This is a genomic window from Candidatus Macondimonas diazotrophica, from assembly GCF_004684205.1.
Lineage (GTDB): Bacteria > Pseudomonadota > Gammaproteobacteria > UBA5335 > UBA5335 > Macondimonas > Macondimonas diazotrophica.
Map to the genome: position 1 here is coordinate 115062 of NZ_SRIO01000001.1, position 14042 is coordinate 129103.

The window sequence follows — 14042 nt, forward strand, 5'->3', positions numbered from 1 at the left end:
TTATATAGTATTTCATGTGGGACCGACTAAAATCCAGCACCACAATCACCCCCGTTGCGACAGCAACGATCGGAGTCGCTCCTTCTCCTGTGCGTCCAATCCCTGGGTGGCGGCTTTGGCCAGCAATGCATCAATTTCACTCCGAACCGAACGCTGGAGCAAATGCCGGCAGATATCCCGGCATTCACGGGCCACGCCCTCGGCCGATCGCTCCGGCTGCCAAGCCAGCAGTTGTGCAAACAGGGACTCAGCCGGATGGGCCCGGAATCGCTCCAAGATCCCGCCACTCGTTAGATGGGGTTTATCCCTCGCAAGTTCAATGAGCGCGAGCATCCATTGCGCTTCGCCATCTCCGTCCTTCAGAAGCGGAACCAGCTCCGGATCGACCCACTGCGCCGCATTTGGATGCGTCAGAAGCAAGCCGGCCAAGCGCTGCAACGGGCTCGGATGAGTCGCAACCGCCTGCGGTACACCGCTTCGGACCGGGCGACCTCGGGCCAGGCCACTGGCAGGTGCAAGCTCAACGCCAGCCAGCTGGCCCAGTGTCTGCGCCAGGAGATTTCGAAAAACGCCTTGTGGAATCACTTCCAATGCGGAACGGCTCCGCACGACCAGACGGGCCCGCCCCTCGTGGGTCTGGAGGTCGATACCCTCTTTCAGGTGGTGCAGCAGAAAATCAGACAGCGGCTGGGATTGTGCAACACGCCCGAGGAAAGTCTCGCGCCCTTCCTGGCGCACCAGAGAATCTGGATCCTCGCCTTCGGGCAGGAACAGAAAGGCGATTTCCCGCCCATCCTGCATCTCGGGCAGGCTGGTCTGCAAGGCGCGGCTCGCGGCGGCGCGGCCCGCGCGATCCCCATCGAAACAGAACACCACGCGGCTGGTGTGGCGAAACAAACGGCGCAAATGATCCGAGGTGGTTGCGGTACCCAATGTGGCAACGGCATTGGGAATGCCGTGCTCGGCAAGCATCAACACATCCATGTAGCCTTCAACTACCAGCACCCACGGCAATTCCCGCTGCGCCTTGCGGGCCTCATACAATCCGTAGAGTTCCTGCCCCTTGTGAAACAACGGGGTTTCCGGCGAGTTCAGGTATTTGGGCTGACCCTGATCCAAGATACGGCCGCCGAATCCGATCACGCGTCCGCGCCCATCTCGAATCGGGAACATCACCCGATCGCGAAAGCGGTCGTAATGCCGCCCTTCATCGCCATCACGGGCAATGAGCAATCCATTTTCGATCAGGAGTGCACGATGGCTGGCGTCTCCACCGAGCGCCTGCAGCAAGCCATCCCAGCGCGAGGGCGCATAGCCGATCCCAAAGGCTGCCGCCGTCGCACCGCTCAATCCACGTCGCTTGAGGTAGTCGATCGCGCGCGGCGCATCCCGCAATTGCTGGCGGTAGAAATGCGCCGCTGCATCCATGGCTTGGCGCAATGCCTGATGGTGTGGCGGCGGCGCATCGCCGGCGGACGGAAGATCGAGCCCCGCATCGGCGGCCAATTCGGCCACAGCATCGCGAAATTCCAGTCGATCGAACGCCATGAGGAACCCGATGGCGTTGCCATGAGCCCCACACCCGAAACAGTGATAGAACTGCTTATCCGCGCTGACGGTGAAGGACGGCGTCTTTTCGTCGTGGAATGGACACCGCGCGGCAAAGTCCTTGCCGGCTTTCTTGAGGGGGACACGCCGATCGATGAGCGCAACCAGATCGGTACGCGCAACGACTTCATCAATGAATTCCTGAGGGATGGATCCGCTCACGATCGCCTTCCTGCGCCATTCAACCGGCGCATGCGAGGGAAGGAATCAACCGCCGAGGCGGCTCTTGAGTCGGGCGCTGACTGCAGCCATGTCCGCTCGCCCCTGGATCTTGGGCTTGAGGGCGGCCATCACTCGACCCATGTCTTTCATCTCGGAGGCATTCGACTCGATCAGCGCCGCTTCGATCAAGTCGCCGACCTCTGCCTCGGACAAGGGCTGAGGGAGATAGACCTGCAGCAGCGCCGCCTCAGCCAGCTCCTTGGCCGCCAAGTCAGGCCGCTGGCCGGTCTCGTATTGCACGGCCGCCTCGCGGCGCTGCTTGATCAGCTTTTCGACCACCGCCAGCACCTGGGAATCGTCAAGCTCAATGCGCTCGTCGACTTCACGCTGCTTGATGGCGGCAGAGAACATGCGCAAGGTCAGCAGGCGTGCTTTCTCGCCGCCACGCATCGCTGCCTTGATGTCTTCCTGGAGCCGGCTCTTGAGATCCACGCTGGTCTCCATCAGAGTCCGTGTCAGTACAGTCGGGTCTGCCGTTGGGCGTCGCGCATCAACCGCTTGGCATGACGCTTCACGGCAGCGGCCTTGCGGCGCTTGCGCTCCTGCGTGGGCTTTTCATAGAACTCGCGGCGACGCACTTCAGTCAGAACGCCCGCCTTTTCGCAGGCGCGCTTGAACCGCCGCAGGGCAGCGTCGAAATACTCGTTTTCCTTGACACGAACGCTTGGCATGAAATCTCACTCGGGCTGGGCGTGAAAATCGGTTGCTGATCCGGACGACCCCGACAAGCGTGGCCGAATAAAGACGGGAAATTCTATCTGCTTTGAATTACAATTGCCAATCCATCGACGACCGAGATTGACGAAATACCGATGCGGGTACTGGGCATCGAAACCTCCTGTGATGAAACCGCTACGGCGATCTATGACAGCACAAGCGGTCTGCTCGCCCATGTCCTGCATACCCAGGCCGCTCTGCATGCACCCCATGGCGGGGTTGTCCCGGAGCTCGCCTCCCGCGACCACATCCGCAAGCTGCTGCCTTTGATTCGGCAGGTCTTGTCGGAAGCCGACACAGCGCCCACCGCGATCGACGGAATCGCCTATACGGCTGGTCCCGGCTTGGTGGGGGCGCTTCTGGTCGGCGCCACTCTGGCCCAGTCCCTGGCGTTGGCCTGGGATCGTCCATGTGTCGGCGTGCATCACATGGAAGGCCATCTGCTTGCGCCGTGGCTGGAATCCCCAGCACCCAATTTCCCGGTCCTGGCGCTTCTGGTCTCCGGCGGACACACACTGCTCGTCGCGGTCGAGGGCATCGGCCGCTATCAGCTGCTGGGCGAGTCCATCGACGATGCCGCCGGAGAAGCCTTCGACAAAGTCGCCAAACTGCTTGGCCTTCCCTATCCCGGCGGTCCTGCACTCGCGGCGCTGGCCGAATCCGGCACACCCGATCGCTTTCGATTTCCTCGGCCGATGCTGGATCGTCCGGGCCTGGACTTCAGTTTCAGCGGCTTGAAAACGGCCGTCCTCTACGCCGCGCGGGACACCAATAACAACCTGAATGAGTCGTTGCGCGCTGACCTGGCACGCGGCTTCGAAGAGGCCGCCGTCGAGGTCCTGAGCGAGAAATGCCGACGGGCCCTGCGGCAGACCGGGCTGCGCCAGCTGGTCGTCGCCGGCGGTGTCGGCGCCAATCGGCGCTTGCGGGCCGCTTTGCAGACCATGGCTGCTCCGCTGGGCGCTGAAGTCTTTTATCCGAGACCGCTTTTTTGCACAGACAATGGCGCCATGATCGCGCTGGCTGGCTGCCACCGCCTTCGCGCCGGCGAGCACGGCCCAGCGCCGGTGCGCACACGCTGGCCCATCGACAGCCTGCACCCACCGGGTGCGCAGACCGGTTAGAATGCCGGCTTGATCGTTCAACGCTGCAAATGAAACGAGCGGAAGTCTTGGTGGATATCGTCTATCTGCATGATCTGCGCATCCCGACGGTGATCGGGGTCTTCGAATGGGAACGACGGGTTCGCCAGACCGTGTCGATCGATCTGGATATGGCGGCAGACATTACCCGCGGCGCTCAAAGCGACGCACTGGATGATGCGCTGGACTACAAGGCCGTTGCCAAACGACTGATCAGCTTCGTCGAAGACAGCCGGTTCCAACTGGTCGAAACACTCGCCGAGCGGGTGGCGCATTTGGTGCTGGAGGAATTTGGGGTCCAGTGGATCCGGGTCCGCATCAACAAAACCGGCGCAGTCCGGGGAGCCCGCGACGTGGGCGTGATCATTGAACGCGGGCGGCAGCCGACATCGAATGCGCATGACTGCGACTGAAGTCTTCGTCGGCCTGGGCAGCAACATCTCGCCTCGCCGCAACCTGAGTGCGGCCTTGCCGCGGTTGGCGGCACGGTTTGGAGATCTGCGGATCTCGCCCGTCTATGAGTGTCAGGCGGTGGGTTTCGACGGCGACCCGTTTCTGAATCTGGTGATCGCGTTTTCGACCTCCGAGCCCTTGGTGGCCGTGCTCGAGTATCTGCGCCAGGTGGAGCGGGATTTCGGTCGCCGCCGCGGCGAAGCCCGTTTTGCGGCGCGCAGCCTGGACCTGGACATCATTCTGTTCGGAGACCGGATCGGCGAGGAAGCCGGTCTGCAGCTGCCCCGCCCGGACATCCTGCGCTATGCGTTCGTGCTCAAGCCGCTGGCCGATCTTGCGCCGGATGGCTTGCATCCGGCGTGCGGACGCCGCTACCAAGAGCTTTGGGAGAGCCTACGTCCGGGCCCGCCCTTGACGGCCGTCACCCCCCTCGTCGAACCGCACGCACAACCCGTTCGAAAGGAAGACTGATCATGTGCGGCATTGTCGGGGCCATTGCCCAGCGGAACGTCACTCCCATCTTGCTGGAAGGGTTGCGCCGGCTCGAATACCGCGGCTATGACTCGGCCGGCATGGTGGTGCTGGGGCAGGACGGACTACAGCGTGTACGCACCGTCGGCAAAGTCGAGATGCTGGCCCGTGCCCTGGACGCACAACCGCTCGACGGACTGATGGGGCTGGCGCATACCCGCTGGGCCACCCATGGTGCCCCCAGTGAGCGCAATGCCCATCCGCACATTGCCGGCGGCCGGATCGCAGTGGTTCACAACGGCATCATCGAGAACCACACGGATCTGCGCGCCGAACTGATCGCGAGTGGCGCGTCCATCGAGTCGGATACGGATACCGAGCTCATCGCCCATCTCATCCATCAAACGCTTGAGACGCAAACCGAACTGATGGCGGCGGTTCAAGCCTGCCTTGCCCGCTTGCGGGGTGCCTATGCCATTGCCGTCATCGACCAGGCCACGCCGGACCGAATTGTGGTTGCCCGCGCCGGCAGCCCGCTGGTGATCGGGGTCGGCATCGAGGAGCACTTCATCGCCTCGGACAGCGCGGCGCTGCTGCCGGTCACGCAACAGTTCCGTTACCTGGCCGAGGGCGATGTCGCCGAGGTCCGCCGCGCGGGCGTCCGGATTCTCGATCGCTCTGGAAACCTCGCCGAGCGACCTATTCACCACTCCCAATTGACCCAGGAGAGCCTCGATCGCGGCGCGTATCGCCATTTCATGCTCAAGGAAATCCATGAGCAGCCACGCGTCCTGGCCGAAACGCTGGAAGGTCGCCTGACCGGCGGCCAGGTCTTGCCGGACATGTTCGGCCCCGACGCCGAAGCGCTGTTCGGCCAGGTGCGTGCCGTCCATCTGGTTGCATGCGGCACCAGTTATCATGCGGCCCTGGTCGCGCGCTACTGGATCGAGGCCTTGACCGGCCTGCCGGCCACCGCGGAGATCGCCAGTGAATTCCGCTACCGGCAGCCCGCCATCCCCGCCGGTACGCTTCTGGTCACCCTGTCACAATCCGGAGAGACGGCGGATACTCTGGCCGCGCTGCGCCTGAGCCGCGAATTGCCTTATTTGAGCCGTCTGGCCATTTGCAACATGCCTGAAAGCTCATTGGTCCGGGAGTCGGACCGCGTGCTGATGACCCGCGCCGGAATCGAAGTCGGCGTCGCCTCCACCAAGGCGTTCACCACCCAGCTGGTGGCGCTAATGCTGCTCACCCTGTGCATCGGTCAAGCGCAGACCCTGGCCCCGGAAGAAGTCGCGCGCATCGTCACCGACCTACGCGCCTTGCCGCATCAGGTGGAACAGGTTCTGGCGCTCGAACCCAGCGTCGCGGCCCTGGCGACTCGCCTCGTGCACCGGGAGCATGCGCTGTTTCTGGGCCGCGGGGTGGAATATCCAATCGCCATGGAAGGCGCGCTCAAGCTCAAGGAAATCTCCTATATCCACGCGGAAGCCTATGCGGCCGGCGAACTCAAGCACGGTCCGCTGGCGTTGGTCAGCGAAGCCGTTCCCGTAATTGCAGTGGCGCCCAACAACGCGTTGCTGGAAAAACTGCTGTCCAATCTCCACGAGGTCCGCGCCCGGGGCGGGGAGCTGCTGGTCTTTGCAGGAGCTGGCGCAAACCTGACCGCCACACCGGGCGTCCGTGTGCTGTCCCTGCCGGTCCCTCTGTCCATGCTCTCACCCGTCCTGTTTACGCTGCCGCTGCAGCTGTTGGCCTACCACGTCGCGGTTCTCAAGGGAACCGATGTGGATCGGCCACGAAACCTCGCCAAGTCTGTTACGGTCGAATAACCAGCAGCCCAAGCGCATCAGCCTTCGCGCCTTGTGCTGCAGCAGGGCAGCGCAGGGCTGTGCCCAGCTGCCCGAAGAACAAGCTGAATAGACAACACCAAGTGCGGGAGATCGGTCCATGAATACCATCGCTTCCATCAAACGGCGGACCCGACCCGGGTGGATCGCAGCGCTGCTGGCGCTGCCACTGTCCGGCCAGGCGCAAAGCTGGCTTGGCCAGCCAGCCTTGAATCCGCTGGAGAAAGGCAGTTTCTATGCCAAATTTGGCGTCAGCCGATTTGATCCGTCCTCGAGTTCCGGCCCCTTGACCTTCGAAGAAGACACGCGCGTTCCCATTCTCGGCACCGTACTTCCGGCAGGGCCGGTGGCGGGCTCAGGCATTGCCGTGGCGCCGGATGAAATCGCAACGATCACCTTGGGCTATCTGTTGACCTCGCATCTCTCGATCGAAACGGCGCTGGGGCTGCCCACCCTCAAATTCGACAACGTCGGCCGCGGCAGCCTGGAAGATGCACCCCTGGTCCGGATCCGGATTCCACGGCTGACCAATGTCCAGGTTGGCCCCCTGGACGGGAAGCTGGCCGATGTCACAGCAGCGCCCCTGAACGCGAAGCTGATCTATCATTTCCGCCCGGATCGCCGCGTGCGCCCCTACCTGGGCGCCGGTGCCACCTACACGATCACCTACAACGAGCGCTTGGTCGATCCCAGCCTGTGGACTCGCCGCAGTGACCCCGGTACGGCGCCCGATCTCGAGGTCAGCGATGAATGGGGCAGCATCTTGCAGGCCGGTGTCGATATCGACCTTACCGACAAATGGTTCCTGGGCATCGATGTGATGCGCGTCGACGTGGATTTCGACAACCGGATCACGAACGTCGTGACCGATGGCGGCGTGGCCGGCGAGCTCCGGGGGTCGGATGCCAACGTGAACGTCGAGGTCGATCCGTATATCTACACACTGAGTCTGGGCCGGGTCTTCTGACCGCACCGGCGACCGGGGGTGAGCGCCGCCATGCGCGGTTGCCCGCCCACGGCAGCCATCAAGAGCGGGTCAAGTACACATCGTAGCGAGTTCCACCCATCCGGATGACATGGGTCGGCAACATGTCCGACAACGGCTGCGCACCGGCCGGCCGCTTGACGACGACCCGCTCTTTCGCCGCTGCACGCGCGGCGGCCAGCAAGCGTGGATCGGATGGCGCATCACCCAGCAGTCGCCTCAGATACTGCATCTCGCGCCCCGGCAAGGCGCTGCCCGGATCCACCGGATACATGGGGTCGAGATACACCACCCGGGGCCGGGCGGTCGATGCGAGCCCCTCCAGATAGTGCGTTGCCTCCTGATGCAGCACGCGCATCCGCCGACAGATCAGGCCGATGCGGGCGTCATGCCGGCCTCGCGCCACGCCGTCGGCCAGCAATCCCGCCAACAGCGGCGAGCGCTCCAGAAGGGTCACCCGCCAGCCGAGACAGGCCAGGATGAAGCCATCCTTGCCCAGCCCGCCGGTCGCATCGATCAGAGTCGGATCGTCGGGATTCGCTTTGCCGGTTGCACGACCCAGACCGCGCTGGCTGTCGCGTCCGTGTGCGCGACGATAGGCCAACGCGCCAGTGGCGAAATCCACCCGCAGTGGACCCAGACGTGAAGCCGTATCGCGCACCGACCATCCCGCCGCGTCGTAGGTGCACGCCCAGTGTTCCGGCACCCCGGGGCAGGCGTCATCCGCCCCGGATCGGGCGCTGTCGGAGCGAAGATCGGTCGGCGATGTCATCCTGACTATTCTAACGGGCATGAGGGCGGTCTATGCTGATGCCCGGAGCGCGCCCCAGACTGGCGCAATCGTCCATACAGGGAGAAATGGAGACATGCTCTATCGCATCGGAACGCGTGAAGTGGTGTGCCACGGGGAGAATTTCATTGCCGACAACGCCGTGCTCATCGGCTCTGTGGTTCTGGAAAAGAACGCCAGCGTGTGGTTCAACACAGTCCTGCGCGGGGACAACGAGACCATTACCGTCGGTGAGAACAGCAACGTCCAGGATGGCTCGGTGCTGCATACCGATCCGGGCATCGCGCTCACCATCGGCAAGAACGTGACCGTGGGTCACAAGGTCATGTTGCACGGCTGCACCATCGGCGACAACACGCTGATCGGGATCAACGCCGTGATCCTCAACCGCGCCGTCATCGGCAAGAATTGCCTGATCGGTGCCAACACGCTGATCACGGAAAACAAGACAATCCCCGATGGCTCGATGGTGATGGGTTCGCCGGGCAAGGTGGTGCGCCCGCTCACGCCGCCGGAAATCCAGATGCTGGCCTTGAGCGCCCAGCATTATGTGCACAATGCCAAACGCTATCGTGCCGAGCTCGTCATCCAGGACGCTCCGCTCAGCGGTTGACGGCGCGCTTGCCCAATTTGCGCTGCAACGTGCGCCGATGCATGTTCAGGCTGCGCGCGGCGGCCGAGATGTTGCCGCCGTGTTCGGCCAGAACCCGCTGGATGTGCTCCCACTCGAGTCGCCGGACCGACAGCGGTTCCGCCTCCGTGACCGGAACGGCTGTCTCGCCGCCACCTGGCGCGTGCCCGAAAGCACGCACGATGGCATCGGCATCCACCGGCTTGGGCAGATAATACGCCGCGCCCAGCTTGATGGCATCGATCGCGGTCGCGATGCTGGCATATCCCGTCAGGACGACGATACGGATGCTGGGATTGATCTCACGCAATGGCTCGATCAAATCGAGCCCAGACTCGCCTTCAAGCAGACGCAGGTCGAGTACCGCATGGGTTGGATGGTGTTGACGCGCCAATTGCAGCGCCTGCGCCCCCTCCCGGGCCCAGTTCACCATGAACCCACGGCGAGCGAGCGCCCGGGCCATGACCGCCCCGAAGACCTCGTCATCATCAACCAACAATAGGCGCGATTCCATGTCCATCCTCGCTGGCATGACTCATTTCCCGCGCGGCAGCCGGCGCCAGCACCGGAAGCGTCACCCGCGCACAACTGCCATGGCCACGGCTGAATTCCAGTGCCAACTCCCCGCCCATGCGCCGGATCACGCTCTGAGCCAGAAACAAGCCGAGACCATGACCGCTCGGCTTTCCGCTGACCCCGCGTCGTCCCAGGTGGGGAAGCAGATCGGCCGACACACCGGGGCCCTCGTCCCGTATCGACAGATGCAGCCACCGGACATCCCAATCGATCTCGATACCAATCGGTTGTGGACTTGCATCGGCTGCATTGTTGAGCAAACTGATCACCGATTGGATCAGCGTCTCCTCGATCACCAGATCGGGACCGGGCGGCGGTTTGGCCCAGGCAACCCGCACCGGATGATCCGACCGAAGCGCCTTGAAGCGTTCGAGCGTCTGACGCAGCAGATGTTCGGTGTTTCCGACCCCCGCCCCTTCACCCCGCAGTTCGCCGCCGGCGGCAAGCACACGACCGAGGCTCTCGCGGCAACGCAGCACCTGGGACTTGAGCAGCGCCAAATCATCCTGAACCGCTGGCTCATCCGGACATCGCTCACTCAGTTCGTCGACCAATACGGTCATGGAGGACAGCGGCGTTCCGAGCTCGTGCGCCGCACCGGCAGCCAAAGCCCCCAAGGCGACGACTTGCTGATCGCGCAAAGCTGCCTCCCGCGCAAGTGCCAGAACCTCCTCTCGCTCACGCAGCTCCTCGGCCATGGCGGCGACAAAAAACGCCATCACGCCGGCAGCCAGCACGAAGCTGCCCCACATCCCGAACAAATGCAGATTGAACGAATCATGCGCCATCGCCGGCGAGTGAGCCAGGGGAATGTTCCAGAACATCAGCGCCGTATAACAAGCCACACTCGCCAGGGCGAGAGTTCCGGTGTCGCGCGCCGGCAAGGTCGACGCCGCAACCGCCAAGGGAAGCAGATAGAGCGATGCGAAAGGATTGGCATGCCCCCCCGTGACGTACAGCAGTGCCGTCAATCCCGCGATATCGACCAGCAGATGACGCAGAAACCGCGGACGGCTGACCGAATCGATGTGTTGCGTCAGGCGCCACGCACTGGCGTTGTCGATAACCATGACGCCCAAAATGATCAGCGGCAGCCCCAGCGGCACCGCCAAGCCGAGCAACCAGTGCGCCACGACCACCACCGCGGCCAGACCAAAATGCGCCGTACCACGCAGCAGGACCAACCGGTGCAGATTGTTGGCCGGGACGTGTGTCTGGCCGCGCAATGACTGGTGTGGATTCATCTGGTGATTATACGGCGCCAGGCCGATCGCCCGCTGCGGCAAATGGCCGCATCCAGAACCATCAACGCATGACGCGAATCGCGATGCCCTCTGTCGCAGAGCTGTGATGTGTGGCAGGACGCTGCAAGCCAGCCTCGACCCGATCGCGGGTGGTCGGATCAGTGAGGTGCTCGATCAGGAAGAGGGCGAAATCCATTGCGGTGCCTGGCCCGCGAGAGGTGATGATGCGCCCATCCATGACCACACTGGCCGCTGCCTCGATCTCTACGCCGGGAATCTCAAGAGGTTCGAGAAACCCGGGATAGGCGGCAACACGGCGATGATCCAGCAGACCCAGCCGCCCCAACACGGTGGGTGCCGCACAGATCGCTGCCACGCAGCGTCCCTCCCGAATCTGCTGCATGAGGAGTTCGCCAATTCGGTCACTCTCGCTCAATCGTCGCGCGCCCTCGGCGCCGCCTGGAAGTACGATCAGATCGAAAGACTCGCCCCCGATCGAATCAAGCGCAATATCGGGCAGCAGCCGCACACCGCGGCTGGCAGTCACCGGGCCGGGCTCGAGACCTGCCACCGTGACTGCCACGTCCGCGCGGCGCAGCAGATCGATGATGGTGACGGCCTCAAGCTCTTCGCAGCCATCGGCCAACACCACCAACACGCGAGGGATGCGATCGGACATGGCCTTCCCGCTCACCGCCGCGACTGCAGCAGCGTCATCCCCTTGAGCAGGTTGAGCGCTTCATACAGCTGATAGTCCGCTGCGACCAAGCCCCCATCGGCTTCGTCCGCTTCCGCGGGCACACCGCCCGAAACCGGCTTGGCTTCCGGCGCCAAACGTCCACTGAGCTCGGACTCGCGCACCGGACCGATCGCTTGCTCTACCCTGCTCACCTTCACCGGCTGCAAGGGGATGTCCGGTTCGATGCCTTCAGCCTGAATCGAGCGCCCATTGGGCGTGTAATACCGCGCGGTGGTGAGCTTGATTGCATCGCCGCTCGGCAAGGGCAAGACGGTCTGCACCGAACCCTTCCCAAAGCTGCGAGTCCCCACGACCAGCGCCCGCTTGTTGTCCTGCAACGCACCGGCGACGATCTCGGAGGCCGATGCCGAACCGCCGTTGATCAGGACCACCATGGGGGCGCCCAGCAGATCGTCACCGGGGCGAGCCTGGAAATTCTGACGACCGGCGCCATTTCGGCCCTGCGTATAGACCACCAATCCAGAATCCTGAAACACATCGGCGACTTCCACCGCGGCCGTCAGCAGACCGCCCGGATTATTACGCAGATCCAATACCAGACCGCGCAGCGGGCCCTTGTTTTCGCTCACCAGTTTCTTCAGGGCGTCTTCCAAATCCTTGCCGGCATCATTGCGGAACTGCGTGATACGGACATAGCCGTATCCAGGTTCCAACACACGCCGCTTGATGCTTTGGACATTGATCACGTCCCGAGTCAGGGTCACGACAAACGGCGCATCCAGCTTTTCTCTCAGGATGGTGAGACGAATCGAGGTTCCCGGTTCGCCCCGCATGCGGTTGACCGCATCGTTGAGGGTCAAGCCTTTGACCTGGGTGTCATCGAGCTTGATGATGAGATCACCGGGCTGCAGACCGGCCTTGGCCGCCGGGGTATCGTCAATCGGTGCGACGACCCGGACGAACCCGTCCTCCATCTGCACTTCGATACCCAAGCCGCCGAACCGGCCGCTGGTATTGATCTGCATTTCCTTGAACTCGGAGGCGTCGAGATAGGCCGAGTGCGGATCAAGGCCGGAGAGCATGCCGCGGACAGCGTTCTGGATCAGCGTTCCTTCATCGATCGGTTCGACATATTCCTGCTTGACCCGCTCCAAGATCTCCACGAAATTGCGAATATCGTCGAGCGGGACTTTCTGCGTCCCAGCCCGATCCGCCAGGACGCCCTGGCCCACACTGAGACCGACACCCAGCAACAGTCCCAACAAAAGGAACCACCCACCGTGTCCTTTGGAATTCATGGTACGCCCTTGATGACTTCAGAAAGACAAGTCCTTGGTCCTGTCCCACTTGATGGATATCAAAATGCAGAGCCGCGGATCCGATCACACTATAACGCGATTTCTGGCTTTTACGACGGATTCACACCCTTCTCGCACGCGCGGTGAGCGCTATTTCGTCGCCGCCAGCCAACGCTCGGGATTGACTGGATTTCCACCCTGCCGGATCTCGAAATACAGCGCCGGGGTCTGGCGCCCACCGCTGATCCCGACCCGCCCCAGCATATCCCCAGCACGCACCCGCTCCCCGGGACGCCGCACCAAGGACTGGTTGTGACCATACAGGCTCAGAAAACCGCCCCCGTGGTCCACGATTCCGACCAGTCCGTAATAGGGCATCCAGGCCGCAAACAAGACCTCGCCGTCCGCCACAGCGCGCACCGGGGTTCCCTCGGCTGCTCCAATCAACAGACCTTGCCACTGCATGCGTCCTTCCTGCCGCTGCGTCCCGAAGCGCGCCTGCACCGTGCCGGGCACCGGCCAACCCAAGCGTCCCTTGAGGCGCCGAATCGGTCCTTTTGGGAAAAGCGCTGCGATTTCCGGCGCGGAAGCTGAACTGCCGGTGGCGCTGGATGCGAAGGGCTGTGCCGCTGCAGGCAAGGCAGTAACGACCGCCTCCAGGCGCGCCCGATCCTGGCGCAGCCGATCCAATGCCTCGGCCCGCCCGGCCACCGTCCCAGCCAGCCGCTTAACCGCGCGTTCGCGCTCGGCCCGCGCATGACGCAGATTTTCGGTGATCTCCCGTTGTTCCGCCACCAAACGCGCAGCCACCGCCTGGGTCTTGCGCGCGGCCTCATGAAGGCTCGTCAATTCCGCAAGTTGCGTGCGCGCGCCCTCGATCCGGCTGACTTGCGAATGCTGAAGGTACTGCAGGTAGGACAGCATGCGCCCGGTTTGCGCAGGGTCCGCCGGGCTCAGCAGCACCTTGAGCCATGGGTCGTCACCCATCGCCTGACGCGCCCGAAGCTGTGCTGCCAACATGGCGCGGTTGTCACGCAGACGAAGCTGTTGGCGGCGGATATCGGCGTTGATCTGTTCAAGCTCTCGGCGCGTCGCGTCCTGCTGGGCCTCCAGCTCGCTCTGCTTCCGAGCCGCGTCGGCCAAGGCCTGCTCCGAGCGCCGTAATGCGGCCACCGCTCGACCATGGGTGGACCGGTCCTTTTCGATCTGGCGTTCGAGCGTGGCCATACGTTTTTCGATGGTCGCAAGACGCGCTTCATCGGTATCCGCCATGCCGGAGGTCGATATTCCGAGACAGACGAGGCCTGCGATCATGATGATTCGAATGCGCCGGGTATCTGAGCGGATGGCGCCAA

15 protein-coding genes are annotated in these 14042 nt (G+C 63.3%); 6 read left to right on the plus strand and 9 right to left on the minus strand.

The window, feature by feature from the left end:
• Positions 1–45 precede the first annotated feature (45 nt).
• The 3 genes from dnaG to rpsU are packed head-to-tail and all read right to left on the minus strand — an operon-like array spanning position 46 to position 2501.
• Positions 46–1770 (minus strand): DNA primase, encoded by a 1725-nt coding sequence (gene dnaG / locus E4680_RS00595; RefSeq protein WP_135280435.1) that lies wholly within the window; start codon positions 1768–1770, stop codon positions 46–48.
• 45 nt (positions 1771–1815) lie between these two features.
• Positions 1816–2274 (minus strand): GatB/YqeY domain-containing protein, encoded by a 459-nt coding sequence (locus E4680_RS00600; protein WP_135280436.1) that lies wholly within the window; start codon positions 2272–2274, stop codon positions 1816–1818.
• Positions 2275–2285: 11 nt separating this feature from the next.
• The gene (gene rpsU / locus E4680_RS00605) at positions 2286–2501 is read right to left on the minus strand and encodes a 30S ribosomal protein S21 (protein ID WP_135280437.1); all 216 of its coding nucleotides are present in this window, start codon (positions 2499–2501) and stop codon (positions 2286–2288) included.
• Between the two features lie 141 nt (positions 2502–2642).
• Between rpsU and tsaD the strand changes: the two genes are divergently transcribed.
• The 5 genes from tsaD to E4680_RS00630 all read left to right on the plus strand — a co-directional run bounded on the left by tsaD (position 2643) and on the right by E4680_RS00630 (position 7430).
• Positions 2643–3671, plus strand: a complete 1029-nt coding sequence (gene tsaD, locus E4680_RS00610; protein ID WP_135280438.1) for a tRNA (adenosine(37)-N6)-threonylcarbamoyltransferase complex transferase subunit TsaD — start codon at positions 2643–2645, stop codon at positions 3669–3671.
• Positions 3672–3721: 50 nt separating this feature from the next.
• Entirely contained in the window at positions 3722–4102 is a 381-nt protein-coding gene (folB, locus tag E4680_RS00615; RefSeq protein WP_135280608.1) for a dihydroneopterin aldolase, read from the plus strand.
• Positions 4089–4613 carry a 2-amino-4-hydroxy-6-hydroxymethyldihydropteridine diphosphokinase gene (gene folK / locus E4680_RS00620; RefSeq protein WP_135280439.1) on the plus strand — a complete coding sequence of 175 codons (525 nt, stop codon included), beginning with the start codon at positions 4089–4091 and terminating at the stop codon, positions 4611–4613. Before folB ends, folK begins: the two co-directional genes overlap by 14 nt.
• 2 nt (positions 4614–4615) lie before the next feature.
• The gene (gene glmS, locus E4680_RS00625) at positions 4616–6445 is read left to right on the plus strand and encodes a glutamine--fructose-6-phosphate transaminase (isomerizing) (RefSeq protein WP_135280440.1); all 1830 of its coding nucleotides are present in this window, start codon (positions 4616–4618) and stop codon (positions 6443–6445) included.
• Between the two features lie 118 nt (positions 6446–6563).
• Complete coding sequence (locus tag E4680_RS00630; RefSeq protein ID WP_135280441.1) at positions 6564–7430, plus strand: OmpW/AlkL family protein; 867 nt, start codon at positions 6564–6566, stop codon at positions 7428–7430.
• 58 nt (positions 7431–7488) lie between these two features.
• Here E4680_RS00630 and E4680_RS00635 read toward each other — a convergent pair whose 3' ends face one another.
• The gene (locus tag E4680_RS00635) at positions 7489–8220 is read right to left on the minus strand and encodes a class I SAM-dependent methyltransferase (RefSeq protein WP_167792306.1); all 732 of its coding nucleotides are present in this window, start codon (positions 8218–8220) and stop codon (positions 7489–7491) included.
• A 94-nt stretch (positions 8221–8314) separates the two neighbouring features.
• Here E4680_RS00635 and E4680_RS00640 point away from each other — a divergent pair, with 94 nt between their 5' ends.
• Positions 8315–8851 carry a gamma carbonic anhydrase family protein gene (locus tag E4680_RS00640; RefSeq protein ID WP_135280443.1) on the plus strand — a complete coding sequence of 179 codons (537 nt, stop codon included), beginning with the start codon at positions 8315–8317 and terminating at the stop codon, positions 8849–8851.
• Here the strand turns inward: E4680_RS00640 and E4680_RS00645 are convergent.
• The 5 genes from E4680_RS00645 to E4680_RS00665 form a co-directional block, all read right to left on the minus strand.
• Positions 8841–9383, minus strand: a complete 543-nt coding sequence (locus E4680_RS00645) for a response regulator transcription factor (protein ID WP_135280444.1) — start codon at positions 9381–9383, stop codon at positions 8841–8843. The two genes, E4680_RS00640 and E4680_RS00645, sit on opposite strands and share 11 nt — an antisense overlap.
• The gene (locus tag E4680_RS00650) at positions 9358–10731 is read right to left on the minus strand and encodes an ATP-binding protein (RefSeq protein WP_135280445.1); all 1374 of its coding nucleotides are present in this window, start codon (positions 10729–10731) and stop codon (positions 9358–9360) included. The genes E4680_RS00645 and E4680_RS00650 overlap by 26 nt, the downstream gene beginning before the upstream one ends.
• Before the next feature lie 19 nt (positions 10732–10750).
• A complete protein-coding gene (locus E4680_RS00655) occupies positions 10751–11368 on the minus strand; it encodes a DJ-1 family glyoxalase III (protein ID WP_320410109.1) in 618 nt (205 codons plus the stop codon).
• A gap of 11 nt (positions 11369–11379) precedes the next feature.
• Positions 11380–12687, minus strand: a complete 1308-nt coding sequence (locus E4680_RS00660) for a S41 family peptidase (RefSeq protein WP_135280446.1) — start codon at positions 12685–12687, stop codon at positions 11380–11382.
• A gap of 150 nt (positions 12688–12837) precedes the next feature.
• A complete protein-coding gene (locus E4680_RS00665; protein ID WP_167792307.1) occupies positions 12838–14001 on the minus strand; it encodes a murein hydrolase activator EnvC family protein in 1164 nt (387 codons plus the stop codon).
• Between the last annotated feature and the right edge of the window lie 41 nt (positions 14002–14042).